The organism is Variovorax sp. P2_H12 (assembly GCF_056403395.1).
Window position 1 is genome coordinate 50,281 of record NZ_JBFUFO010000006.1, and the last position, 24,979, is coordinate 75,259.

22 protein-coding genes and 1 pseudogene are annotated in these 24,979 nt (G+C 66.4%); 20 read left to right on the forward strand and 3 right to left on the reverse strand.

Annotated elements, in window-relative coordinates; genetic code table 11:
* Positions 1 to 90: 90 nt before the first annotated feature.
* A complete protein-coding gene (gene hrpA, locus AC1DYK_RS05600; protein WP_478165357.1) occupies positions 91 to 4,029 on the reverse strand; it encodes an ATP-dependent RNA helicase HrpA in 3,939 nt (1,312 codons plus the stop codon).
* A 68-nt stretch (positions 4,030 to 4,097) separates the two neighbouring features.
* On the opposite strand from hrpA, the gene argA reads away from it, so the two are divergent.
* The 9 genes from argA to AC1DYK_RS05645 all read left to right on the forward strand — a co-directional run bounded on the left by argA (position 4,098) and on the right by AC1DYK_RS05645 (position 13,844).
* Positions 4,098 to 5,444, forward strand: a complete 1,347-nt coding sequence (gene argA, locus AC1DYK_RS05605) for an amino-acid N-acetyltransferase (protein WP_478155924.1) — start codon at positions 4,098 to 4,100, stop codon at positions 5,442 to 5,444.
* A gap of 61 nt (positions 5,445 to 5,505) precedes the next feature.
* Positions 5,506 to 6,705, forward strand: coding sequence for a succinyldiaminopimelate transaminase (dapC, locus tag AC1DYK_RS05610; RefSeq protein ID WP_478165358.1), 1,200 nt, complete (start codon positions 5,506 to 5,508; stop codon positions 6,703 to 6,705).
* A gap of 8 nt (positions 6,706 to 6,713) precedes the next feature.
* A complete protein-coding gene (dapD, locus tag AC1DYK_RS05615; RefSeq protein WP_478165359.1) occupies positions 6,714 to 7,538 on the forward strand; it encodes a 2,3,4,5-tetrahydropyridine-2,6-dicarboxylate N-succinyltransferase in 825 nt (274 codons plus the stop codon).
* A 74-nt stretch (positions 7,539 to 7,612) separates the two neighbouring features.
* A complete protein-coding gene (locus tag AC1DYK_RS05620) occupies positions 7,613 to 8,761 on the forward strand; it encodes a PilT/PilU family type 4a pilus ATPase (protein ID WP_478165360.1) in 1,149 nt (382 codons plus the stop codon).
* 16 nt (positions 8,762 to 8,777) lie between these two features.
* Positions 8,778 to 9,953 carry a succinyl-diaminopimelate desuccinylase gene (dapE, locus tag AC1DYK_RS05625; RefSeq protein ID WP_478165361.1) on the forward strand — a complete coding sequence of 392 codons (1,176 nt, stop codon included), beginning with the start codon at positions 8,778 to 8,780 and terminating at the stop codon, positions 9,951 to 9,953.
* Positions 9,950 to 10,813: a 50S ribosomal protein L3 N(5)-glutamine methyltransferase gene (gene prmB / locus AC1DYK_RS05630; protein WP_478165362.1), complete on the forward strand. Its 864-nt coding sequence runs from the start codon at positions 9,950 to 9,952 to the stop codon at positions 10,811 to 10,813. The genes dapE and prmB overlap by 4 nt, the downstream gene beginning before the upstream one ends.
* A 27-nt stretch (positions 10,814 to 10,840) precedes the next feature.
* Positions 10,841 to 12,865, forward strand: coding sequence for an ABC-F family ATP-binding cassette domain-containing protein (locus AC1DYK_RS05635; RefSeq protein WP_478165363.1), 2,025 nt, complete (start codon positions 10,841 to 10,843; stop codon positions 12,863 to 12,865).
* Positions 12,866 to 12,878: 13 nt separating this feature from the next.
* On the forward strand, positions 12,879 to 13,445 hold the full coding sequence (locus AC1DYK_RS05640; protein WP_478165364.1) for a hypothetical protein: 567 nt from the start codon (positions 12,879 to 12,881) through the stop codon (positions 13,443 to 13,445).
* 168 nt (positions 13,446 to 13,613) lie between these two features.
* Positions 13,614 to 13,844 (forward strand): hypothetical protein, encoded by a 231-nt coding sequence (locus AC1DYK_RS05645; protein ID WP_478165365.1) that lies wholly within the window; start codon positions 13,614 to 13,616, stop codon positions 13,842 to 13,844.
* Between the two features lie 135 nt (positions 13,845 to 13,979).
* On the opposite strand, the gene AC1DYK_RS05650 is transcribed toward AC1DYK_RS05645, so the two are convergent.
* Positions 13,980 to 15,092: a potassium channel family protein gene (locus AC1DYK_RS05650; protein WP_478165366.1), complete on the reverse strand. Its 1,113-nt coding sequence runs from the start codon at positions 15,090 to 15,092 to the stop codon at positions 13,980 to 13,982.
* A 300-nt stretch (positions 15,093 to 15,392) separates the two neighbouring features.
* Between AC1DYK_RS05650 and AC1DYK_RS05655 the strand changes: the two genes are divergently transcribed.
* The 7 genes from AC1DYK_RS05655 to AC1DYK_RS05685 all read left to right on the forward strand — a co-directional run bounded on the left by AC1DYK_RS05655 (position 15,393) and on the right by AC1DYK_RS05685 (position 19,132).
* On the forward strand, positions 15,393 to 15,806 hold the full coding sequence (locus AC1DYK_RS05655) for a hypothetical protein (RefSeq protein ID WP_478165367.1): 414 nt from the start codon (positions 15,393 to 15,395) through the stop codon (positions 15,804 to 15,806).
* 7 nt (positions 15,807 to 15,813) lie between these two features.
* A complete protein-coding gene (locus AC1DYK_RS05660) occupies positions 15,814 to 16,041 on the forward strand; it encodes a hypothetical protein (RefSeq protein WP_478165368.1) in 228 nt (75 codons plus the stop codon).
* Positions 16,042 to 16,185: 144 nt separating this feature from the next.
* On the forward strand, positions 16,186 to 16,494 hold the full coding sequence (locus AC1DYK_RS05665; RefSeq protein ID WP_478165369.1) for a hypothetical protein: 309 nt from the start codon (positions 16,186 to 16,188) through the stop codon (positions 16,492 to 16,494).
* A 122-nt stretch (positions 16,495 to 16,616) separates the two neighbouring features.
* Entirely contained in the window at positions 16,617 to 17,270 is a 654-nt protein-coding gene (locus AC1DYK_RS05670) for a BON domain-containing protein (RefSeq protein WP_478165370.1), read from the forward strand.
* Positions 17,271 to 17,293: 23 nt separating this feature from the next.
* Complete coding sequence (locus tag AC1DYK_RS05675; RefSeq protein ID WP_478165371.1) at positions 17,294 to 17,737, forward strand: host attachment protein; 444 nt, start codon at positions 17,294 to 17,296, stop codon at positions 17,735 to 17,737.
* A 46-nt stretch (positions 17,738 to 17,783) separates the two neighbouring features.
* Positions 17,784 to 18,365 carry a hypothetical protein gene (locus AC1DYK_RS05680; protein ID WP_478165372.1) on the forward strand — a complete coding sequence of 194 codons (582 nt, stop codon included), beginning with the start codon at positions 17,784 to 17,786 and terminating at the stop codon, positions 18,363 to 18,365.
* A 137-nt stretch (positions 18,366 to 18,502) separates the two neighbouring features.
* Positions 18,503 to 19,132, forward strand: a complete 630-nt coding sequence (locus AC1DYK_RS05685) for a dienelactone hydrolase family protein (protein WP_478165373.1) — start codon at positions 18,503 to 18,505, stop codon at positions 19,130 to 19,132.
* A gap of 421 nt (positions 19,133 to 19,553) precedes the next feature.
* On the opposite strand, the gene AC1DYK_RS05690 is transcribed toward AC1DYK_RS05685, so the two are convergent.
* Positions 19,554 to 20,156, reverse strand: coding sequence for a nitroreductase family protein (locus tag AC1DYK_RS05690; protein WP_478165374.1), 603 nt, complete (start codon positions 20,154 to 20,156; stop codon positions 19,554 to 19,556).
* A gap of 158 nt (positions 20,157 to 20,314) precedes the next feature.
* Between AC1DYK_RS05690 and groL the strand changes: the two genes are divergently transcribed.
* The 4 genes and pseudogenes from groL (at position 20,315) to lon (ending at position 24,932) form a co-directional block, all read left to right on the forward strand.
* A complete protein-coding gene (gene groL, locus AC1DYK_RS05695) occupies positions 20,315 to 21,949 on the forward strand; it encodes a chaperonin GroEL (protein ID WP_478165455.1) in 1,635 nt (544 codons plus the stop codon).
* 109 nt (positions 21,950 to 22,058) lie between these two features.
* On the forward strand, positions 22,059 to 22,481 hold the full coding sequence (locus AC1DYK_RS05700; protein WP_478165375.1) for an Hsp20/alpha crystallin family protein: 423 nt from the start codon (positions 22,059 to 22,061) through the stop codon (positions 22,479 to 22,481).
* Positions 22,482 to 22,630: 149 nt separating this feature from the next.
* Positions 22,631 to 22,870, forward strand: a pseudogene (locus AC1DYK_RS05705) (LON peptidase substrate-binding domain-containing protein); the annotation flags it as partial.
* Between the two features lie 64 nt (positions 22,871 to 22,934).
* Entirely contained in the window at positions 22,935 to 24,932 is a 1,998-nt protein-coding gene (lon, locus tag AC1DYK_RS05710; RefSeq protein ID WP_478165376.1) for an endopeptidase La, read from the forward strand.
* Positions 24,933 to 24,979: the final 47 nt, after the last annotated feature.

Below are 24,979 nucleotides of genomic sequence, written 5' to 3' on the forward strand. Positions count from 1 at the left end.
GCGGAACCGGCTCTGCCGGGCCGCTGGTGTTGCCCCCGGTAGGGGGTGGGCGCCCGACACGAAGTGCGGGCAACCTGGGGGCGAGCTTTGTCAGTGCCCCAGCTGCGCCCACAACTTGTCGAGGCGCTTGACGCTGACCGGCTGGGGCGTGCGCAGCTCCTGGGCAAAGAAGCTCACGCGCAGTTCCTCGAGCAGCCAGCGGAACTCGCTCATGCGCTCGTCGGCGGCGCCCTTGCGCTCGGCCAGCAGGCGCCAGTAGCGCTGCTCCTGGGGCCGCAGTTCCGCCAGCCGCTGGGTGTCGCGCGCCGGGTCGGCGCGCAGCTTGTCCAGCCTGAGGGTGATGGCCTTCAGGTAGCGTGCGAAGTGCGCAAGCCGCGGCCAGGGCGTGTCGGCGACGAAGCGCTTGCCCATCAGGCGCTGCAGCTGCTGGGCGGCATCGGCGGTGGCCTCGGGCTGCACCTTGGTGTCCTTGATCTTGCGCTGCGCCAGCCCGTATTCGACCAGGATCGCACCGGCCAGCCGCGCGATCTCGTTGGCGATCAGCGTGAGCCGGCCGCGGCCCTCCTCGAGCCGGCGCTTGAAGGCGAACTCGTCGGTCGGCAGCGGCTCCTGCAGGAAGGCCCGGTCGATCGCCACCTCGATGATCTGGACCCGCAATTCCTCGGCGGTGCCCAGCGGCATGTAGGCGACGGCCATCCTCTGCAGGTCGGGAACGTTCTTCTCCAGGTACTTCAGGGCGTCCTTGAGCTGCAGCGCGAAAAGCCGCCTGAGGCCCGCCCGGTGCTTCGCGGCGGCAACGGCAGGCTCGTCGAAGACTTCGATGCTCACCGCATCGGCGCCGTCGACCAGCGCCGGGAATCCGATCAGCGACTGCGCGCCGCGCCGCACTTCCATCAGCTCCGGCAGCTCGCCGAACGTCCAGCCCGTGTAGCGCTGGCCCGCGGGCAGCGAAGGGGCTGCCGCCTCGGGCAAGGCGGGCTTGGCGGCGCCCGGCGGACGGCCGTCGGTCGGTGCAGTGGCTGCGGGCCCGGCCGATGCCTTGACGTTGAGTCCCGCCAGCGCCTGGAATGCGCCTCGGGCCTGCGCGCCCAGTTCCGCCTTCAGCGCGCCCAGGTTGCGTCCCATGCCGAGTTGGCGGCCGTGCTCGTCGACCACGCGCAGGTTCATGAACAGATGCGGCGGCAGCATGTCGAGCTTGAAGTCGGCGCGCTTGACGTCGAGGCTGGTCTGGTCGCGCACCCGCTTGAGCAGCGCGTCGGTCAGCGAGCCGTTGCCGAAAGCCTCGGGCGCCGACAGCATGTCGGCGAAACGGGCGGCCGATTCGGGCAGCGGCACCAGGCGGGCGCGCGGCTTCTGCGGCAGGCTCTTCAGCAGGGCCTGGATCTTGTCCTTCAGCATGCCCGTGACCAGCCACTCGCAGCGCTCCTCGCTCACCTGGTTCAGCACGAACAGCGGCACGCTGACCGTGAGCCCGTCCTTGGCATCGCCCGGCTCGTGCAGGTAGGTCGCGGCGCAGTCGACGCCGCCCAGCCGCAGGGTCGGCGGAAACGCCTGGGTCGTGATGCCGGCCGCCTGGTGCCGCATCAGCTCGTCGCGCGTCAGGTACAGCAGCCGCGGCTGCGCCTTCGACTGGCCGCGGTACCAGTTCTCGAAGGTGATGCCGCTCGACACGTCGGGCGGCAGCTGGGCGTCGTAGAAGGCGTAGATCAGTTCGTCGTCGACCAGCACGTCCTGCCGGCGCGACTTGTGCTCGAGGCCTTCGACCTCGCGCACCAGCTTGCGGTTGGCGGCAAGAAAAGGCAGGTTGCTTTCCCACTGGCCGCCGACCAGCGCCTCGCGGATGAATATCTCGCGCGCCGCGACCGGATCGACCTTGCTGAAGTCGACCCGGCGCCCGCTGTAGACCACCAGCCCGTACAGCGTGGCGCGCTCCAGCGCCGCGACCTGGGCGCCCTTCTTTTCCCAGTGCGGGTCGAGCAACTGCTTCTTGAGCAGATGGCCGGCCACCTGCTCGAGCCATTGCGGCTCGATGTTGGCGATGCCGCGGCCGAAGAGCCGGGTGGTCTCCACCAGCTCGGCAACGACGATCCAGCGGCCCGGCTTCTTCTTCAGGTGGGCGCCCGGATGACGGTAGAACTTGATGCCGCGGGCGCCGAGATAGGCCTCGTCGTCCTCCAGCTTCCAGCCGACGTTGCCGAGCAGGCCCGAGAGCATCGACAGGTGCAGCGGCTCGTAGCCGGCCGGCTGGGCGTTGATGCGCCACTTGTGCTCGGTGACCACCGTCAGCAGCTGGGAATGGATATCGCGCCACTCGCGCACCCGACGGATGTTGATGAAGTTCTGCCGCAGCAGCTGCTCGTACTGCCGGTTGCTGAGCTTGTGCGTGTCGCCGTGGCCGCCGCGCGCATCCTGGATCCACTTCCACAGCCGCAGGTAGCCGCTGAACTCGCTCTTCTCGTCGTCGAACTTCGAATGCGCCTGGTCGGCCTGCTGCTGCATCTCCATCGGCCGGTCGCGCACGTCCTGCACCGACAGCGCGCTGGCGATCACCAGCACTTCCTCGAGGGCGCCGCGGCCGCGGGCCTCGAGGATCATCCGGCCGACGCGCGGGTCGAGCGGCAGCCGGGCCAGCTCGGCCCCCATCGGCGTGAGTTCGTTGGCATCGTCGACCGCGCCGAGCTCGTTGAGCAACTGGTAGCCGTCGGCGATCGCGCGCCGCTGCGGCGCCTCGAGGAAGGGGAAGCGTTCGACATCGCCCAGGTGCAGCGACTTCATCCGCAGGATCACGCCCGCCAGCGAGGAACGCAGGATCTCCGGGTCGGTGAAGCGCGGCCGGCCCTCGAAATCCTTCTCGTCGTAGAGCCGGATGCAGATGCCGTTGGCGACCCGGCCGCAGCGGCCGGCGCGCTGGTTGGCCGCCGCCTGGCTGATCGGCTCGACCAGCAGCTGCTCGACCTTGCTGCGGAAGCTGTAGCGCTTGACCCGCGCGGTGCCGGCATCGATCACGTAGCGGATCCCCGGCACGGTGAGCGAGGTCTCGGCGACGTTGGTGGCCAGCACGATGCGCCGGCCGCTGTGGTTGTCGAAGATCCGCTCCTGCTCGGCCTGCGACAGCCGGGCGAACAGCGGCAGCACTTCGGCGCTGCGCATCAGCGGCTGGTGGCTCAGGTGGCGGCGCAGGTGATCGGCGGCTTCCCGGATCTCGCGCTCGCCGGGCAGGAAGATCAGGATGTCGCCGGCGTTGTGCGGGTCGCGCCAGAGCTCGTCCACGCCCTCGGCGATGGCGTCGTTGAGGTCGTGGTCGCGCGACTCCTCGAAGGGCCGGTAGCGCTGTTCGACGGGGAAGGTCCGTCCCGACACCATGATCACCGGCGCCGGAATCATGGCCCCCCACGCTCCGCGCTGCGCGTCGTCGCTGCCCCCCGAGGGGGCCGCGCCCGCCTTGGGGCGGCCCGGCGCCGGGCGAGCGGAGGCGAAATGCTGCGCGAACCGGTCGGCATCGATGGTCGCCGAGGTCACGATCACCTTCAGGTCCGGCCGTCGCGGCAGGATCTCGCGCAGGTAGCCCAGCAGGAAGTCGATGTTCAGCGAGCGCTCGTGGGCCTCGTCGATGATGATCGTGTCGTAGGCCTTGAGCAGCGGATCGGTCTGCGTCTCCGCCAGCAGGATGCCGTCGGTCATCAGCTTGACCGAGGCGTCGCGCGACAGCCGGTCCTGGAAGCGCACCTTGTAGCCGACCACCTCGCCCAGCGGGGTCTTCAGTTCCTCCGCGATGCGCTTGGCGACCGAGGTCGCGGCGATGCGGCGCGGCTGCGTGTGGCCGATCAGCCGGCCTTTGCCTGGCGGCGCATTGAGCTTGCCGCGCCCGAGCTCCAGCACGATCTTGGGCAGTTGGGTGGTTTTGCCCGAGCCGGTCTCGCCGCAGACGATGACGACCTGGTTCGCCTCGATGGCGGCCCTGATTTCGTCGCGCCGGGCCGACACTGGCAGGGATTCGGGGAACTCGATTCGAAGAGGGGACGAGGACAAGGCGGGCAGTTCGGGGAAAATCGCCGATTATCTTGCGCCCGGCGCTCCCGCCTCCCCACACCCCGCCAATGTCCACCGTCTTCAACTTCACTTTCGTGCCCTGGTTCCGCTCGGTCGCGCCCTACATCCACATGCACCGCGGCAAGACCTTCGTGGTCGCGATGGCCGGCGAGGCGATCGCCGCGGGCAAGCTCGCGAACATCGCGCAGGACCTGGCGCTGATCCAGAGCATGGGCGTCAAGGTGGTGCTGGTGCACGGCTTCAGGCCGCAGGTCAACGAGCAGCTGCGCGCCAAGGGCCACGAGGCCAGGTACTCGCATGGCATCCGCATCACCGACGGCGTCGCGCTCGACTGCGCGCAGGAGGCCGCCGGCCAGCTGCGCTACGAAATCGAGGCCGCTTTCAGCCAGGGCCTGCCCAACACGCCGATGGCGGGCTCCACGATCCGCGTGATCTCGGGCAACTTCATCACCGCCCGTCCGGTCGGCGTGGTCGACGGCGTCGATTTCCAGCATTCGGGGCTGGTGCGCAAGGTCGATGCGGCCGGCATCCGCCGGGCGCTGGATTTCGGCTCGATGGTGCTGATGTCGCCGTTCGGCTTCTCGCCCACCGGCGAGGCCTTCAACCTCACGATGGAAGAGGTCGCGACCAGCGTGGCGATCTCGATCCAGGCCGACAAGCTGATCTTCCTGACCGAGGTTCCCGGCATCGGTCAGGACCCGAGCCTGCCGATCAGCGAGGACAATCCCGTCGACACCGAGCTGCCGCTCGACACCGCGCGCAAGCTGCTGGCCGACCTGCCGCCGCCGCAGCGGCCGACCGACACCGCCTTCTACCTGCAGCACTGCGTGAAGGCCTGCGAGGCGGGCATCGAGCGCAACCACATCCTGCCCTTCTCGGTCGACGGCTCGCTCCTGCTCGAGGTCTATGTGCACGACGGCATCGGCACCATGGTGATCGACGAGAAGCTCGAGTCGCTGCGGGAGGCGACCGCCGACGACATCGGCGGCATCCTGCAGCTGATCGAACCCTTCGAACGCGACGGCACGCTGGTCAAGCGCAGCCGCACCGAGATCGAGCGCGACATCGACCAGTACACCGTGATCGAGCACGACGGCGTGATCTTCGGCTGCGCGGCGCTGTATCCGTATCCCGAGGCGAAGACCGCCGAGATGGCCGCGCTGACCGTGTCGCCGCACTCGCAGGCCCAGGGCGACGGCGAGCGGATCCTCAAGCGCGTCGAGCAGCGTGCCAAGGCCTCGGGCCTGGAGAGCATCTTCGTGTTGACCACCCGCACCATGCACTGGTTCCTCAAGCGCGGTTTCCAGCAGGTCAACCCCGACTGGCTGCCCGAGGCCCGCAAGCGCAAGTACAACTGGGATCGCAAGAGCCAGGTGCTGGTCAAAAGGCTTTGAGCTCACCCCGGTTGCGTCGTTTGCATGCCTTGTTGCCCGCGCTCCCTGATAATTCGGGCACATGAACCCCCTGCTCGCCAAACTGCAGCCTTATCCCTTCGAGCGGCTGCGACAACTGTTCGCCGGGATCACCCCGAACCCTGATTTCGCGCCGATCAGCCTCGGCATCGGCGAGCCCAAGCACCCGACGCCGTCCTTCATCAAGGACGCCCTCGCTGCCGGCATGGACGCACTGGCGGTCTATCCGGCCACCGCCGGCGATCTGACCCTGCGCCAGTCCTTCACGGGCTGGCTGCAGCGGCGCTACGGCCTGGCGCTCGACGCCGCCACCCAGGTGCTGCCGGTCAACGGCTCGCGCGAGGCCCTGTTCGCACTGGCCCAGACCGTGATCGACGCCAGCCGGACGCCGGCCCCGGTGGTGCTGTCGCCGAATCCGTTCTATCAAATCTACGAAGGCGCGGCCCTGCTGGCAGGCGCCGAGCCGTACTACGTGCCGAGCGTGCCCGAGCGCAACTTCGCGGTCGCCTGGGACAGCGTGCCCGAGGACGTCTGGAAACGTACCCAGCTCGTGTTCGTCTGCTCGCCGGGCAATCCGACCGGCGCCGTGATGCCGATCGGCGAATGGGAAAAGCTCTTCGCGCTGTCGGACAAGCACGGCTTCGTGATCGCCGCCGACGAGTGCTACAGCGAGATCTACTTCCGCGACGAACCGCCGCTCGGCGGGCTGGAGGCTGCGGCCAAGCTCGGCCGCAGCGATTTTCGCAACCTGATCGCCCTCACCTCGCTGTCCAAGCGAAGCAACGTGCCGGGCCTGCGCAGCGGCTTCGTGGCCGGCGACGCCGCGATCATCAAGTCCTTCCTGCTCTACCGCACCTACCATGGCAGCGCGATGAGCGGCACGGTGGCCGCGGCCAGCATCGCGGCCTGGGACGACGAACTCCACGTGGTCGACAACCGGGCCCGGTACCGCACCAAGTTCGCCGCCGTGACGCCGCTGCTCGAACCCGTGCTCGACGTCCGCCTGCCCGACGCCAGCTTCTACCTCTGGGCCGGCGTGCCGCCCTCGTGGCAGGGCGACGACCCCGGCTTCGCCCGGGCTCTCTACGCTCAATACAATGTGACGGTGCTGCCCGGCAGCTATCTCGCCCGCGACGTGGCCGGCGCCAATCCGGGCCGCGGGCGCATCCGCATGGCACTGGTCGCCGACACGGCCGAATGCACCGAGGCCGCGCACCGCATCGTGAACTTCATCCAGAACTGAGCTTTTCCATGACCCAACAACTCCAGCAGACCATCGACGCCGCGTGGGAAGACCGCGCCAATATCTCGGCCACCAGCGCGTCCAAGGAAGTCCGCGACGCCGTCGATCACGTGATCGCCGAGCTCAACAACGGCCGCCTTCGCGTCGCCACCCGCGAGAGCGTGGGCCAATGGACCGTGCACCAGTGGATCAAGAAGGCCGTGCTGCTGTCGTTCCGCCTCAAGGACAACGAGCAGATCCAGGCCGGCGCGCTGGGCTTCTACGACAAGGTGCCGACCAAGTTCTCGCACCTGTCGGCCGCCGAACTCAAGGAAGCCGGCGTGCGCATCGTGCCGCCGGCCGTGGCCCGCCGCGGCAGCTATATCGCCAAGGGCGCGATCCTGATGCCCTCCTACGTCAACATCGGCGCCTATGTCGGCGAAGGCACCATGGTCGACACCTGGGCCACCGTCGGCTCCTGCGCGCAGATCGGCGCCAACGTGCACCTGTCGGGCGGCGTCGGCATCGGCGGCGTGCTCGAACCGCTGCAGGCCGGCCCGACCATCATCGAGGACAACTGCTTCATCGGCGCCCGGTCCGAGGTGGTCGAGGGCGTGATCGTCGAAGAGAACTCGGTGCTGTCGATGGGGGTGTTCATCGGCCAGAGCACGCCGATCTACGACCGCGCCACCGACACCGTCAGCTTCGGCCGCGTGCCGGCCGGCTCGGTGGTCGTGGCGGGCACCTTGCCCAAGCCGGGCGGCAAGTACAACACCTACGCCGCGATCATCATGAAGAAGGTCGATGCCAAGACGCGCTCGACGACCTCCCTGAACGACCTGCTGCGCGATTGAGAGCCCCGGCCGCCTGAGGGGGCGGCCCTGGCAAGCCCGGAGTTCCAGAAACACAACGCTGAGGAGAAAGCCGAATGAACACGATGGAGCGAATTCTTCGTCTGATGGCCGAACGCAAGGCTTCGGACATCTATCTTTCGGCCAACTCTCCGGCGCTGATCCGGATCAACGGCAACTGCATGCCGATCAACGCCCAGGTGCTGCCGTCCGAGGCGCCGCTGAGCCTGCTCGGCGAAGTGGTGCACGAGAGCCGCATCGCCGAGCTCGAACGCACCGGCGAACTCAACATGGCGATCGCGCTCGAGGGCTCGGGCAACTTCCGCATCAGCGCCATGCGCCAGCGCGGCAGCTATGCGGTGGTGGTGCGGCACATCGCGTCCACCATCCCGTCCTTCGAGGAGCTCAACCTGCCCGAGATCCTCAAGACGCTGGTGATGGAGAAGCGCGGCCTGATCCTGATGGTCGGCTCCACCGGCGCCGGCAAGAGCACCACCCTGGCCTCGATGCTCGACTACCGCAACGAGAACGCCACCGGCCACATCCTCACGGTCGAGGAACCGATCGAGTTCACTTTCACCAACAAGAAGTCGATGGTGAACCAGCGCGACGTCGGCAGCGACACCCAGTCGCTGCAGGTCGCGCTCAAGAATGCCTTGCGCCAGGCGCCCGACGTGATCCAGATCGGCGAGATCCGCGACCGCGAGACCATGACCGCCGCGATCGCCTACGCGCAGTCCGGCCACCTCTGCGTCGCCACGCTGCACGCCAACAACAGCTACCGGGCGCTGAACCGCATCCTGAGCTTCTATCCGGTGGAAGTGCGCGCCACGCTGCTGGGCGACCTCAGCGGCGCCCTGCGCGCCATCGTGGCCCAGCGACTGCTGCGCACGCCCGGCGGCGCCCGCGTGCCGGCGCTCGAAGTGCTGCTGAACACCGCCCTGGTGGCCGAGCTGATCGGCAAGGGCGACTTCTCGGCCGTCAAGGAAGCCATGGAACAATCGATGGCCGAAGGTTCCCAGACCTTCGAGGAAGACATCGCGCGCCTGATCACCGAAAATCTGGTCACCCGCGAGGAAGGCCTGTCCCAGGCCGATTCGCCGACCAACCTGATGTGGCGCCTGCAGAACCGCAAGGCGCCGCCCATGCGCAGCGATGAACGCTCCCTCCTCGACCAGCTCGAGGAACCCACCTTCACGGACATCACGCTCGACGTGCGTCCCTGACCCACCTGCCCTGTCGATGTCCCGAACGCTCCAGCTTGCCGAACAACTGATCTCCCGCCCCTCGGTCACCCCCGACGACGGAGGTTGCCAGCAGATCCTCGGCGAGCGCCTGGCGCGGCTCGGCTTCCGGCTCGAAACCATCGAAAGCGGTCCGGCCGACTTTCGCGTCACGAACCTGTGGGCGGTGCGCGCCGGCGCCGCGGGCGGCCCGACGAAGACCATGGCCTTCGCAGGTCACACCGACGTCGTGCCGACCGGCCCGCTCGAGCAGTGGGCGAGCCATCCGTTCACGCCGTCGCACCGCGAAGGCCTGCTCTACGGCCGCGGCGCCTGCGACATGAAAACCTCGCTGGCGGCCTTCGTGGTCGCGATCGAGGAGTTTCTCGCCTCGACGCCGGATCCGCGCCTCACGCTGGCGCTGCTGCTCACCAGCGACGAGGAAGGCCCCGGCATCGACGGCACGGTGGTGGTCTGCAACACGCTGGCCGCGCGCGGCGAGGCGATCGACTACTGCATCGTCGGCGAGCCGACCTCGGTCGAACGCTGCGGCGACATGATCAAGAACGGCCGCCGCGGCACCATGAGCGGCAAGCTCACGGTCCGGGGCGTGCAGGGCCACATCGCCTACCCGCACCTGGCGAAGAACCCGGTGCACGCCTTCGCGCCGGCGCTGGCCGAACTGGTCGCGATCAACGCGGCGGGCGGCTGGGATGCCGGCAACGACCACTTCCAGCCGACCAGCTGGCAGATCAGCAACATCCACGCGGGCACCGGCGCCAGCAACGTGATCCCGGGCGCGGCGGTGATCGACTTCAATTTCCGCTTCTCGACCGAGTCCACGCCCGAGTCGCTGCAGCAGCGCGTGCAGGCGGTGCTCGACGCCCACGGCCTCGACCACACCCTCGCCTGGACCGTCGGCGGCCTGCCCTTCCTCACGGTGCCCGGCCAGCTGGTCGAGGCAGTGCAACTGGCGATCCGCGACGAGACCGGCATCGAGACCGAACTCTCGACCAGCGGCGGCACCAGCGACGCGCGCTTCATCGCCAAGATCTGCAAGCAGGTGGTCGAACTGGGCCCGGTCAACGCGAGCATCCACAAGATCGACGAACACATCGCGGTGGCCGACATCGAGCCGCTCAAGAACATCTATCGCCGCACGCTGAACAGGCTCGAAGCGCTGCTGTTGTCATGAGCACCGTGATGCAACTGATCGAGGCCGGCGCGAAGCAGCTGGCCGACGCGGGCGTGGCCTTCGGGCACGGCACCGACAACGCCTTCGACGAAGCGGTCTGGCTGGTGCTGTGGCGCCTGGGCCTGCCGCTCGACGAGCTCGACGCCGTGGCCGAGCACCCGGTGTCGCCGGCGGAGGCTGCCCGCGTGGGCGAGCTGTTTGCGCAACGCATCGCAACCCGCAAGCCGGCCGCTTACCTCACCAAGGAAGCCTGGCTGCAGGGCGTTCCCTTCTACATCGACGAACGCGCCATCGTGCCGCGCAGCTTCATCGCCGAGTTGCTGGCCGACGGCAGCATCGATCCCTGGCTCGGCGAGCACACGCGCCATGTGCTCGATCTTTGTACCGGCAACGGCAGCCTCGCGGTGCTGGCGGCGTTGACCTATCCGGACATCGACGTCGATGCCGCCGACCTCTCGGCCACTGCGCTCGAAGTGGCTGCGATCAACGTCACGCGGCACCAGCTCGACGATCGTGTCAGGCTCATCGAGTCGGACGGGCTCGCGGCCGTGCGCGGCCCCTACGACCTGATCCTCTGCAATCCGCCCTACGTCAACGCGACCAGCATGGGCGCGCTGCCGGCGGAGTACCGCGCCGAACCCGAACTGGCTCTGGCCGGCGGCGCGGATGGCATGGACTTCATTCGCCGACTGCTCGCCGATGCACCGGCCCGCATGAGCGACTCCGCTGTGCTGGTGCTTGAAATCGGCAACGAGCGCGCGCACTTCGAGGCTGCCTTCCCGCAGCTCGAGGTGGTGTGGCTCGCCACCAGCGCGGGCGAAGACCAGGTGCTCCTGGTCCCGCGCGAATCCCTTCTCTGACCTGCCCGCCGACCGGCGGGCACCGAAATGATCAATCTCAAGAATGTCATCCTGCGCCGCAGCGCCAAAGTGCTGCTCGACGGCGCCAGCGTCACCATCAACCCCGGCGAAAAGGTGGGCCTGGTCGGGCGCAACGGCGCCGGCAAGTCCACCCTGTTCGCGCTTTTCAACGGGACCCTGCATGAAGACGGCGGCGACTTCTCGCTACCCAAGCAATGGCGCATGGCCCAGGTCGCGCAGAACATGCCCGAGACCGACGAGCCGGCCACCGACTTCGTGGTCGGCGGCGACACCCGGCTGGTCGAATTGCGCGCGGTGCTGGCCCAGGCCGAGGCCGGCCACGAGGCCGACCCCGACGACCACGAGATGGGCATGGCGCTGGCCCATGCCTACACCGACCTGGCCGATGCCGGCGAGCACGACGCGGTGCCGCGCGCGCAGTCGCTCATCCTGGGCCTGGGCTTCAAGGCCCATGAGCTGGACCAGCCCGTCAACAGCTTCTCGGGCGGCTGGCGCATGCGGCTGCAGCTGGCCCGCGCACTGATGTGCCCGAGCGACCTGCTGCTGCTCGACGAACCCACCAATCACCTGGACCTCGATGCCCTGGTCTGGCTCGAAGCCTGGCTGCAGAAGTACGCCGGCACCATGATCGTCATCAGCCACGACCGGGAATTCCTGGACGCCGTGACCGACGTCACGCTGCACATCGAAAAGGCCAAGCTCACGCGTTATGGCGGCAACTACAGCGCCTTCGAGACCCTGCGTGCGCAGCAGATGGAGCTGCAGCAGTCGGCCTTCGCCAAGCAGCAGGACAAGATCGCCCATCTGCAGAAGTTCATCGACCGCTTCAAGGCCAAGGCCAGCAAGGCCAAGCAGGCGCAAAGCAGGGTCAAGGCGCTCGAGCGCATGGAAAAGGTCGCGCCGCTGCTGGCCGAGGCCGACTTCACCTTCGAATTCAAGGAGCCGGGCAACATCCCCAATCCGATGCTGTCGATCAGCGACGCGAGCTTCGGCTACCAGATCGAAGGCGAGGCACCGAAGACCATCCTGCGCGGCGTCAACCGCTCGGTGCTGGCCGGCCAGCGCATTGGCATCCTTGGCGCCAACGGCCAGGGCAAGTCGACGCTGGTCAAGACCATCGCACGCGAGATGGGCGCGCTCGCGGGCACCGTGACCGAGGGCAAGGGGCTCAACATCGGCTACTTTGCGCAACAGGAACTCGACGTGCTGCGGCCGCAGGACAACCCGCTCGAGCACATGGTGCGGATGGCGCGCGAACTCGGCTCGAACGTCAAGGAGCGCACCGGCGAGCAGGACCTGCGCGGTTTCCTCGGCAGCTTCAACTTCAGCGGCGACATGGTCAAGCAAGCCGTCGGCACCATGAGCGGCGGCGAGAAGGCGCGACTGGTGCTGGCCATGATGGTCTGGCAGCGGCCCAACCTGCTGCTGCTCGACGAGCCCACCAACCACCTGGACCTCGCCACCCGCGAGGCGCTGGCCGTGGCGCTCAACGAGTTCGAAGGCACGCTGATGCTGGTGAGCCACGACCGTGCGCTGCTGCGCTCGGTCTGCGACGAATTCTGGCTGGTCGGCCGCGGCGTCATCACCGACTTCGATGGCGACCTCGACGACTACCAGCGCTACCTCCTCGATGAAGCCAAACGCCTGCGCGAGGAAGCCAAGGTGGCCAATCGCGATGCGGCGGCACCGGCTGCACCCAAGGTCGAGGCGGTTGCACCGGCAGCGAAGGTCGAGAAGGCCGCCGCCGAGCTCGCATCCTCCGGCAAGAACCAGCGCAAGCAGGATGCGCAGGAGCGCCAGCAGCGCAGCGAGCAAGCCAAGCCGCTCAAGCGCGAACTGGCCCAGATCGACCAGCGTCTGGCCGCGGCGAGCAGCGAGAAGACGGCGCTGGAGCAGCGCCTCGCGCAACCCCTGCCGGCGCCGGAGATCGCCGAAGCCGGCAAGCGGCTGAAGACGCTCGGCGACGAGATCGCCCGGCTCGAAGAGCGCTGGCTGGCCCTGTCGGACCAGCTCGAGGCGCTCGCCGCCTGATAATGCAGGCGGCATGCCCTCCGCCATCGAACTTGCTCAAGGTGATCCACAGCTGATTGCGGCCATTCGGCGCAGTCGCCGCCTGCTCGGGCGCAAGGCCATGATGGCTGCCGTGGTGGGCGCCGTGCCGCTGCCCGGCATCGACTGGGCCGCCGACGCGGCCCTGCTGGCGCGCGTGGTGCCGCAGATCAGCGCCGAGTTCGGCCTGTCGGTGACCCAGGTCGAGCGCATGGCGCCGAACGAGCGCGAAACCATCCGGAAAGCGGCCGCGACGGTCGGCGCGCTGCTGGTGGGACGCCTGGTCACGCGTGACTTGCTGGTCGCGCTGGCGCGCCATGCGGGGGTCAAGCTGACCGCCAGCCAGGCCGCCAAATTCGTGCCCATCGCAGGCCAGGTGGTTTCCGCCACGCTGAGCTACGCGGCGCTGCGCTCCCTGGGCGAACTGCACATCAAGGATTGCGTGCAGGTGGCGCACAGCCTGCGACACCAACTGCCGCCACCCGGAAGTGCGCAGGCCGTGGCGCCACCGCCCGCACCCTCCCGACTGGCCAGTACCTGGAATCGCTTTCGGCTGCGCTAGGAAACTAGCACTAAAGAATTCAATACCTGCCCAACGCGTCAGGTTGTTGGCCGAGCACGATAATCGGCGCAGAGTATTCCGCCGAGCTGGAGACATAATGACCAAACTCAGGCAGTTGACTTCTGCAGGAGTTGTTCCGGAGGCAAGTCGGGTTCGGAGGAGCGGAAGATGAACGAAACAGACCTCGCAGCTTCAGTCGAACGGCTCATGGCCCGGGTCGACTACTACCTGCACTGCGAGTTGGACGAAGAGTACGACCACGACCGGCCGGACACGGCGCGCGGTCTGCTGGAAGCGGCCTTGCGACAGGAGTTGCTTCGGGCCAGCGCGGTGGGTGTCGTTTCAGCCATTGCCGGCGCTCGACTTCCAACGACGATGGACGGCGACACAGCCGGATAGTCAGCACAACAAAGGCCGTACCCAACGGCCTTTTTTCTGCTGGCAGCGCCCCGCATGGCGGCGGACCCACCTCTCCGAACAGCAGGACAAATGTCTCTCGCGCACGGGACCCCAGCCACGACCGTGAGATCGATATCAGTCCGGGCGCCCCTCCGTGAGTTGCCGGACGACCGCATCGCGACCGAAGCGCTCGGCCCCTGTCGCTGCGGGGTCGATCCAGTCCGGCACGTCCAGCAGCAGGTACGTGGCCAGACCTTCTAGTCGGGGCTCGTAGGTACGTCGCAACTGGCCGATGGCCGGCAGACTGGCCTCGTCGTCACGCCAGGTCGGCAGGATCCGACGAATCGTCGACGTGAGATGCCGCAGCGCCTCGGCGTCCATCCGGCGGACCGACACCTGCCGCGCCGGTGCCACGCGCAGCGACTCACTGGCTTCATCGAGGACGCGCCTCAAGGCCGAGAAGGTGGCGGTGGCCTGGTGACGCCGCGCGTCGTCAGCGCCCCCAATGAGCAACGTACAAACATCCAGAACCACCGCCAGCGAGCCCAGCCAGGAATGGCCCTCGTGTTGCGAGCGGTAGTACGCCAACATCGGATACACGGCCTGGCTCTCGATCAGATCGCTCGCCCAGATCTCCCAGTCCCTCAGCCAGCGTTCGAGCGCCTCTGGGCTGTCATGCACATGCCAACCCAGCAGGGCGGCAGCCGTCGGCGGCGAGCCGGCGCGCGCGGAGAATTCAATGAGTTGGAGATCGCGGCGAGTGAAGTGCTGATAGAGCACCGGCAAGTAGCCGATGGTCAGTGCGATGAAGCCGAAGCCGATACCGGCTTCGAGGATCACCAGCAGCCGCGCCAGCCAATGGTGCGGCACATTGTCGCCATACCCGAGTGTGAAGAAGGCGTCGCCGCTGATGATGATCAGGTCGACCAGCGCGTCGGAGCCGGCGTTGGGTACCAGGCGCTGCAGCGCCCAATGCACCAGTCCGAATCCCACGATCAGGCTCCCGCCCCACAGGGCGAAGAGCATGACCATCGACAGCGGTCCGTAGACGCCGATAAAGTCCTCGCGCCGGCTGCCGGTGGGCCAAAGGCCCGCGCATCGGGCCCAGACATGCCAGGTGCATTGAAAGAAATAGCGGTTCAGCCGTACCCGCCGGCGCACCGGGCGCGGCAGCAGCACCACTTCGAAGGCGTCGATCAGGGTCGCCAGAACCAGGAGGGCGCCGAGCAGTAAGGCGATCAAAGGCATCGAGCTCTGTCCGTGGATGAAAAAGCCCAGTATGTCTCGCCCGGTCTCAAGTTACCCCGCGCCCTTGCGGCGGGTTCGTGCATGAGGCCCTTGGCCGTCGTCATTCAGTCCCGCCAGCGGCCATGACGACGACGAAGGCCCAGCATCGCGCATCGACCAGTCCCACACCTTGATGCAGCGCAATGACGGACGATGTCGGCAACCGCCGCAGACCGCCGACGCCTGGCTTGCGCGCGATCAACCCTCGGCCGCGCCGTTCGCTTTAGCGTTCGCTCCATGAAGCATTTCATATCATTCCCGATGCGCAGGTTGTTGCTCGTCGCACTGATATCGTTCGCGTTTCAGGGCGGTACCGTGCTCTCCCGTCCGGCGCCCCAGCCCACGCTGGCGCCGGGCTCGTACGCCAGCGGCGGCATCGGCGAGCAAGGCCAGTCGGACATGCGGGTCACGCGCGATCTCTACAACTTGCGCCTGACGTTCGCCGAGGTCGGCACCGGCGCCTATGTCGCGGGGGTCAGCGTGATGATCGAGCCTGTGGGCCGGGGCATGCCATACGGCCCCTTTGCGGACTGCGGCCCCCTGTTCCATGTGGTCCTGAGTCCCGGCGTCTATCGCGTATATGCCACCTATGCGGGCGTCACCCAGGCCAAGACGTTTCGGGTCGGCAAGGGGGCGACGAACGGCACCTTCTACTGGCCCTTCCAACCCGAATGAGGCACAGATGAGAATCACCATTCATTCCGGCTCTGCTGCATCGGCCGAGCTTCAGGTGGGAACATCCCACCATCCTTACAACGGTCCGCTCCCCGAGATCGGCCAGACGATCTGGATCCCCGAGGACGCAAAGGTCGACGGTGCCGCCAAGGGAAAAGTCAAGGTGACGAACATCGTCTGGCACTACAACGCCGCAGCGAGCGCACTTTGGCCGGAGATCGTCTGCAGACGTTGATCGTCGATGCAGCCTCCAGGTGCCAGACTCCTTCGCCGCGCTCATGGTGGCGGACATCGCCGCCACAACGCGCGCCCACTCATTTCAAGACGCAACAAGCACAAGACAGTCGATGCCGCGTGCAACCGTTTCCCGTGACGATTGATGATTTTTCAGAGCCTGAGGACCTTGCGGCGCTACGGCCACGCATCGGGCGGGCCCACTTGCGGCACCGGTTGGCATGGCCGCGATCGTGACACGGGGCTTCTGCGGGTTGGCAGCAAGCCCCGCAAGATCGAACAAGGGCAACCGGTCGGCCGCCCCTCAATTCACGAAGTCGGTCGCGAAGGATGGCCATGGCATCTTTCCTGGGTCGTCGTCACGCCCTCGGGCCGGCAGATCGAAGCCTCCTCCCGATTCGATGACCGGGTCTTGCGCCAAATCAAGAAATCCGCATTGCGATCCGCGGTCTGAGTTGATCCCGCGCAAGCCGCGCCTGGCGCGGCTGCCTAAAGTGGGAAAACCCAGCGCTTCATTCGAATCAATGTAGTGCGTGGGTTGAAGGATGTGATTTCGTTCACCATGAAAGGAAGCACATGAAATCCGATGTTCAACTCAAAGAAGACGTCCTGGCCGAACTCAAGTGGGACCCGATCGTCAACGCCACGGATGTCGGCGTGATCGTCAAGGACGGCATCGTGACCCTGACCGGGCACCTCGCCAGCTTCGCCGAAAAATACGCTGCAGAACGAGCGGCCCAGCGCGTCACCGGCGTCAAGGCCCTGGCGGTCGAACTCACGGTGAAATTGCCTTCCGCCCACGAGAGAACCGACGCAGAAATCGCCTCGGCCGTGGAGAGTGCGATCGATTGGAATTCCCTGGTACCCAAGGGCAAAGTGCACCCCACCGTCGAAAAGGGATGGATCACGCTGAACGGCGAGGTCGAGTGGGACTACCAGCGGCGTGCCGCGGAAGGCTCCCTTCGCATTCTCCTCGGTGTGACCGGCGTCACGAATCTGGTGAAGATCAAGCCGAGGGTCAGCGCGACCGGCATCGAAGAAAAGATCCAGGACGCGCTGGTTCGCCAGGCCAACCGGGAAGCCAGGCGCATCGACGTCGTGGTCGACGGCGCGCAAGTGACGCTCGAGGGGACTGTCAACTCGTGGGCCGAGCGCAGGGCTGCGCAGGGCGCCGCATGGTCCGCCCCGGGCGTTTCGACCGTGATCAACCATCTCCGCATTGGCGCTTGAGTGCCCGCTCTTCGGGAGACCCCATGAAGAACCATTGGATCCTGGTGGCCAACGCATCGCTGGCCCGCATCTTCCGCCGTGACGCAGCCCGGACACCCCTGGTGCCGGTGGAAACCTTGAGTCATGAGCAAAGCCGCATGCACGGCAGCGAGTTGGCGACAGACCGCTCGGGTCAGGTAGCGGCAGACAACAGCCATGGAATCTTCGAGCCGCGGACCGACAAGCGTCGCAAGGAACACCTTCGATTCGCGCGGGAAATCGCCGATCGCCTCGACAAGGGCCTCGCGGCCCAGGAATTCGATTCGCTCACGGTGTTCGCATCGAGTCCTTTCCTCGGTGAACTCAAGGCGCAGCTGAGTGATGCCGTGGAAAAGAAGCTCAAAGTGGCGCTCAACAACGACTTCACCTCGCTCGGGTTGGCAAAGCTCGAAGAGCGCCTCCAGGCAATCCACCCAACCATCGGATAGCTCGCCAAGGAAAGGCGCCATGCCATCAAAAGATCTTTTCGTCGCATTGCTGGTCGCCGCGAGTGCGGCGGCATACGCCGCCGACTACACCGCACCCGGCCAGTTGAGCCCGGTATCGACGCCCACGCAGAAAGTGCGCGATGCCGCGAGCAAGGCGGCTCACGAGGCGCAGGTCGCCGCGCAGAAGGCAGCCGACGCGGCCAAGGCCGCCGCAGAGCAAAGCAAGGTGAACGCGGGAAAGATCTCCAAGGCGATCGCCGAAGGCATCCGTCGCGCGGCTCAGAAGGCGGCCGAGTCGGCGACTCGGTTCGAGGAGAAGGCAACGGAATCTGTCAACCGGGCGCTGGATGCCAGCAAGGAAGCTGCGATCAAGGCCGAGGAAGCAAGCCGGAAGGCATCTGCGGCCACCAAGGAAGCGCTCGCCAAGGCCGAAGAGGCAGTACAACGGGCGATTGCTTCAAGCAAGGAAGAAGCTGAGATGGCTGCAGGTGCCGCGCGTGAGGCCCTCCTGAAGGCCGAGGAGGCCACGCGGCAGGCGGCGAAGGCTGCGAAGGACGCCGCGGCGAAGACCGTCGAAGTCGCCAGGAGAACGAAGCCGGCGCCGGCACAACCGACCGTCAAGCCCTAGACCCGGCGCACGCACTTGTCGAAGAATTCGAGCGCGCGGCCACCCGGATCGTAGCGGGCCTTCAGTGCCGCGTACGAGGCACCGCCGTAGGCGTGGTCGAACTCGTCGCGCGCTCGAGGAATGATCAGGACACCCTGATGGCGAAACTCTTGCGCATGGCCATCGGTCCGAACGGGCTCGAGGGCGAACTGTGCCTGCAGGAGCCGCCGCGCGGCATCGTCGTCTTCGCGCACGGCAGCGGAAGCAGCCGCCGCAGCCGCCGAAACACCCAAGTGGCCCGCGCGTTGCAACGCAGGGGATTGAGCACCCTGCTGTTCGACCTGCTCACGTCGGACGAGGCCGACAACCGCGCCAACGTATTCGACATTCCCTTGCTTGCGCAACGGGTGATGGACGCCATCGACGCTCTGTCTTCCCACGCCGGCCGGCCTATCGGGCTGTTCGGTGCGAGCACGGGAGCGGGCGCCGCGTTGGTCGCTGCGGCCAAGCGCCCGGAGTCTGTGCAAGCCATCGTCTCGCGCGGCGGGCGCCCCGATCTCGCCGGCGACGCCCTGGCGGCCGTCCTGGCGCCGACCCTGCTCATCGTGGGCGGGGCGGACATCGAGGTTCTTGCGCTGAATCGTGCGGCCCTCGGCCGGCTGGGCTGCGAGAAGCGGCTGGAGATCGTGCCCCGGGCCACGCATCTTTTTGAGGAAGCCGGTGCCCTGGAGATCGTCGCTGGGCTCGCCGGCGCATGGTTTCTCGAATACCTTCATCCCGGCGCTTGAGGGAACGCCGATCATCACCTCAACGCCGCGACGGCAAAACGGACTTCGAAGCTTCGATCCTTCTTTCGCAGGATTGCTGCCAGGGCTTCGGATCGACCACTACGTGCGAACGCGCCTGCTGCCTGTCGACGCAAGCAACTCATTGGAAAGCTTCTCGCCGCGGCCGGTGCTTAGCAAAAAGGACAAAGGTCCGCAAGCATGTGTCGCGCACCGTGCCCACATGCAGATTTTCGACGGATTCAAGAGCGGCGCGAATATCGCGAAAGAGTTCGGAAAACCGTGCGCCCACCACGGGCAAATGCGTGGACGTTCATGCTCATGTGCGGTTGGATGGGCGCAATGCGCAACCATGCGCCGGCCGGTTGAATTCGTCAATGCCTCTTGAAATCTGTTGCGCCTTCTTTACCCGGGACCGAAAGAGTCACGACCTGGCGTACCCCACCGTTTGGGCAAGCGTGATGCGCTGGTTCGGTGGAAGATGAAGCGCCCGGGCCAGACGACGCCTGTCGATCATTGCACGGACCACGGTCGCCAGGCCTGCTGCCGCACAATAGAGATACACGTTCTGCGCGATGAACCCCGTGTCGGCACCCGCCAGGAATGGCCTGTCTTCGACCGAGGCCTCCACCATTCGGTCCAGATCAGCCACGTAAACGAGGTTGATCGGCGCGGTGGCCACGAAGTCCTGCGTGCCGGTGCACTCGCGCAGATCCTCGGCACTGATCAGAAGCAGGCGGTGGGTGTGTGGCTCATACCTATAAGCGCCCTCCGCCAGCACAGCATAGACATCGACTTCCTTCCAATCGCGTGCGGAAGGCGCTGTGCGGCCACCTTGCTGCTCGCGATTGACGCCGAAGGCTGCCCAGAGCAACGCGGAAAGCACTTCCATGGAGATGGAGTCGGGAACGAAGGAACGCGCGCTCCGGCGGCGCTTGAGCGCCTCATCCAGGGTGACTTTCTGCGGCAGCAGGGGCGCCGGCAACGGCACGGCGTCAGATTCGAGATTCAACGCAATGATCGGCATGGCACGGCTCCTTGAATGCTGTCGGCAAGGATCGCGCAGCGCGGGAGCCAGCACTTTGACCTGGCGCAATCGTTTCGATGCTTGCGCACGATCAAACCGCTTGCGGGTGGAGCGCCGTACCTTGTTCGGCATTCCCAACGCTCCACCGAGGCATTTCCATGACAGCCAAACAACTTCTCTTTCGCGAGGAAGCTCGCGGCAAGATCCGCGACGGCGTCAACACTCTGGCGGAAGCAGTCCGCGTGACGCTGGGCCCGCGGGGCCGCACCGTGATCATCGACAGCGACTACGGTCCGCCGCAGATCGTCAATTCCGGGGTCGTCGTCGCCCGATCGGTCGAGCTCGAAGATCGCTTCGAAAACATGGGTGCGCAGCTGCTTCGCGAGGTTGCATCGCGCACCAGTGAAATGGCGGGCGACGGCACGACCACCGCCACCGTCTTGGCGCACGCCATGATCCAGGAGGGCCTCAAGTACCTCGCCGCCGGCATGAACCCGATGGATCTCAAGCGCGGAATCGATCGCGCCGTGGAGGTAGTCGTCGCCGAACTGAAGGCCATCTCGCAGCCGTGTGCGTCATCGCAGGAGATCGCGCACGTCGCGGCGATCTCGGCCAACAATGACCGTTCCATCGGCGATCTCATCGGCGAGGCGATGGACAAGGTCGGCCGCGAAGGCGCGGTCTCGATCGAGGACGGTTCCGGCCTCGTGAGCGAACTGGAGGTCGTCGAGGGCATGCAGTTCGAACGTGGCTATCTGTCAGCGTACTTCGTGAACAACGCCGAGAAGCAGACAGTGGAGATGGAGAACGCACTGATCCTCCTGTGCGATCACAAGCTGTCGACCATCGCAGAACTGGTGCCTCTGCTCGAAGCGGCGGCAAAGTTGGGCGCGCCGCTGCTCGTGATCGCCGAGGATGTGGATGCCGATGCGCTGGCCACGCTCGTCGTCAACAGTGTGCGCGGGGTCGTGAAGACCTGCGCCGTGAAAGCACCCGGCTTCGGCGATCGTCGCAAGGCGATGCTGCGGGACATGGGCGTGTTGACCGGCGGCCAGGTGATTTCCAACGAGCTTGGACTGACGCTGGCCAAGGCCACGCCCGACCACCTCGGGCGCGCCCGCCGGATCGTGATCGACAAGGAGAGCACCACCCTCATTGGCGGCGCCGGAGACACGCAGGCCATTCGCGAACGCGCGGCGGCCATTCGCAAGGAGCGCGAGACGCTGACCAGCGAATACGACCGCAAGCAATTGGACGATCGCATCGCCAAGCTGTCCGGTGGCGTCGCGCTGGTCAAGGTCGGCGCCGCGACCGAGACCGAGTTGAAGGAACGCAAGCTCCGCGTGGAAGACGCCCTGCATGCGACCCGCGCAGCCGTCGAGGAAGGCATCGTGCCCGGAGGCGGCGTCGCCTTGCTGCGCGCGCGGCGTGCGCTGAAGGATTCCGACGCATCGAATCTCGACCAGCTCTCGGGCATCCGGATCGTGCAGCGCGCGCTCGAAGAACCCCTGCGCCAGATCGTGCTGAATGCCGCCGAAGAGCCCTCCATCGTGCTGCAGCGGGTCGACGAATCGACCCAGCGAAGTCATGGCTACAACGCCGCGACGCGCGCCTATGGCGACATGCTGGAGATGGGGGTCATCGATCCGGCCAAGGTGACCCGCCTTGCGCTGCAGAACGCGTCATCGATCGCGAGCCTGGTGCTTACGACCGACTGCATGGTTGCCAATGCACCGAAGAAGCCCGGCGGCGATGCGCGACCGGGAATGGATTCCGGCATGCCCGCCTTTTGATCCAGCGCAAGCCGCTGTGTCTGCCTGTGCATAGACTGGAATTGTCGATCGATGACTGCCCTTCACGACGACCGATCGATACCGTTCAACCCAACCTGGAGTACCTCAAATGAACGCACTGACCCGTTTCGATCGAATCGACAATCTGTTTCCCGAGCTCTTCCGCCGCCTCGCGCGTCCGATGCAGCTCCTCGACGAGAACACGCTGCCTGCCGACATCCGCGTCGACGTCAGCGAGAACGACAAGGAATACCTTGTGAGCGCAGAGATTCCCGGCGCCAAGAAGGAAGACATTCGCATCTCGATCGACGGCAACTACGTCTCGATCTCTGCCGAAGTCAAGAAGGAGCAGGAAGAGAAGCACGGCCGCTCGCTGGTCCGCGAGACCTACCGCGGCACCGTCTCGCGCGGCTTCACGCTCGCCAGCGACGTGGACGACAAGACCGCGGTTGCCAAGCTCGAGGACGGCGTGCTGCGCCTCACGTTGCCCAAGCGCGAAGGCTCCGGCAGCCGGACGCTGAAGATCCAGTAGATCCGGAACAGCGTTCGCGGCGCAGTCATCCGGCGTCCGCGAACTCTGCCTCGCCGATGACACAAGCCGCCACAACCGATCCGCCCGCGCAGCCGGGACTCGCGCTGAGTCCCGATGTGGTGGCGGTGATTCCGATGCGGAACCTCGTGATGTTTCCGCATCTTCTGACCGCCGTGACCCTGGGTCGCGAGAAGTCGGTTGCCGCGCTCAGGTATGCACTCGACGCCGGAACGGACGTGGGCATCGTGCTGCAGAAGGAAGCCGGCGATGAGAACCCGTCGTTCGACGCACTCTTCGCGATCGGGACGCTCGCCAAGGTCGTCCAGCATTTCGAGCCTGGGGAGGGCCAGCACCATGCGGTGTGCCAGGGCTTGCAGCGTTTCCGCATGATTGAACCCGTCGAGGGTTACCCATTCCATGCCGCGAGGATCGAGGTCATCGAAGAGGTCGCCGATGAATCGCCCCGAGGCCGAGGCGCTGGCGCTTCAACTTCGCGAGCGCGCCGTCGAGCTCATGTCCTTCCTGGCCAGTGTGCCGCCCGAACTGGTCCATGCGCTGCAGACGACACGCGGCCCGTCCGCCCTGGCCGACATCACGGCCAGCGTGATCGATGCCGATGTGCGTGAGAAGCAGGAGCTGCTCGAGACCATCGCGCCGGCGGAGCGGGTTGGCAAGCTGTTGAAGCTTCTGTCCCGCCGTCTCGAGGTCTTGCGACTTTCGAGGGAAATCGGCGAACGCACCAAGGAACAGCTGGATGAACACCAGCGCAAATTCCTGCTGCGAGAGCAGTTGAAGACCATCCAGCAGGCGCTCGGCGAGAACGGCGGAGCGGCCGAAGAGATTCACCGACTCGAAGAGGCGATCGCCAAGGCCGGCATGCCGCCCGAGACAGAGGCACACGTGCGCAAGGAGCTGAGCCGGCTGCGAAGCGTCTCGGATGCCTCGGGCGAGCATTCCGTGTTGCGAACCTACCTGGAATGGATGGTCGAGCTCCCATGGGCGATCCCGAACCCGGCCTCGATCGACCTCGCCGCCGCACGGCGGACGCTCGAGGCCGACCACTTCGGCCTCGAGCGGGTGAAGCAGCGCATCCTCGAGTTCCTCGCCGTGCGCAAGCTCAATCCCGAGGGCCGCGCGCCGATCCTGTGTTTCGTCGGGCCGCCGGGCGTTGGCAAGACCTCGCTCGGCCAGAGCATCGCGCGGGCGATCGAACGGCCTTTCGCGCGCGTCTCGCTCGGCGGTGTTCATGACGAAGCCGAAATTCGCGGCCATCGCCGCACCTACGTTGGCGCCCTGCCCGGCAACATCGTGCAGGGGTTGCGCCGGGCCCGTGCGCGCGACTGCGTGATGATGCTCGACGAGGTCGACAAGCTCAGCGCGAGCGCCCACGGCGATCCGTCCGCCGCGTTGCTGGAAGTCCTGGACCCGGAGCAGAACAACAGCTTCCGAGACAACTACCTCGGCGTGCCGTTCGACCTGAGTCGTGTCCTGTTCATCGCGACGGCGAACGTGATCGACAACGTGCCGGCGCCCGTGCGTGACCGCATGGAAGTGATCGACCTTCCCGGCTACACGCAGGAGGAGAAGTTGCAGATCGCGCAAACCTACCTTGTCCGCCGGCAGCGCGAAACCAACGGTCTGAAAGAGGGGCAGTGCGAACTCAGCGTCGCGGCCCTGGAGGCCATCATCGCAAACCACACACGGGAAGCCGGCGTTCGTCAGCTTGAGCGGGAGATCGGCCGCACCATGCGCCACGCCGCGATGAAGGTGGCCGACGGCTCAACCGAAAAGGTCAGCATCGACGCCGCCGACCTCGAGGCCATTCTGGGGCCTGCCAAGTACGAGCGCGAGGTCGCCTTGCGCAGCAACGTGACGGGTGTCGCCACCGGCCTCGCATGGACCCCCGTCGGCGGCGACATCCTCTTCATCGAAGCCACCCGAGTGCCTGGAAATGGCAAGCTCAACCTCACGAGGCAACTTGGCGATGTGATGAAAGAAAGTGCCCAGGCGGCGTTCACGCTGGTCAAGGCTCGCGCTGGCGATCTGCGCCTGCCTGCCGGCGCGTTCGAGGATGTCGACGTGCACTTGCACATTCCTGCGGGCGCAATTCCGAAAGACGGTCCCAGTGCAGGCGTCGCGATGTTCATCGCGCTGGCGTCACTGTTCACCGATTGTCCGGTGCGGCACGACGTCGCGATGACGGGCGAGATCAGTCTGCGGGGAATCGTTCTGCCGATCGGCGGCGTCAAGGAAAAGGTGCTCGCGGCGCAGCGCGCCGGCATTGCCGCCGTGCTGCTTCCGGCGCGAAATCTCAAGGATCTGCGCGACGTGCCCGACAGCGTGCGCGCGACGATGCAGTTCGTTGCGCTGGAAACAGTGGACGATGCAATGCGCGCGGCATTGGTCGAATCCGGTGCTAGAAGGACAGCGACCGAACTCAATCTGGCATGAGTTCAAAAACGGGCGCAGCACCTGAATGCGAGCTCGACAATGGCAGC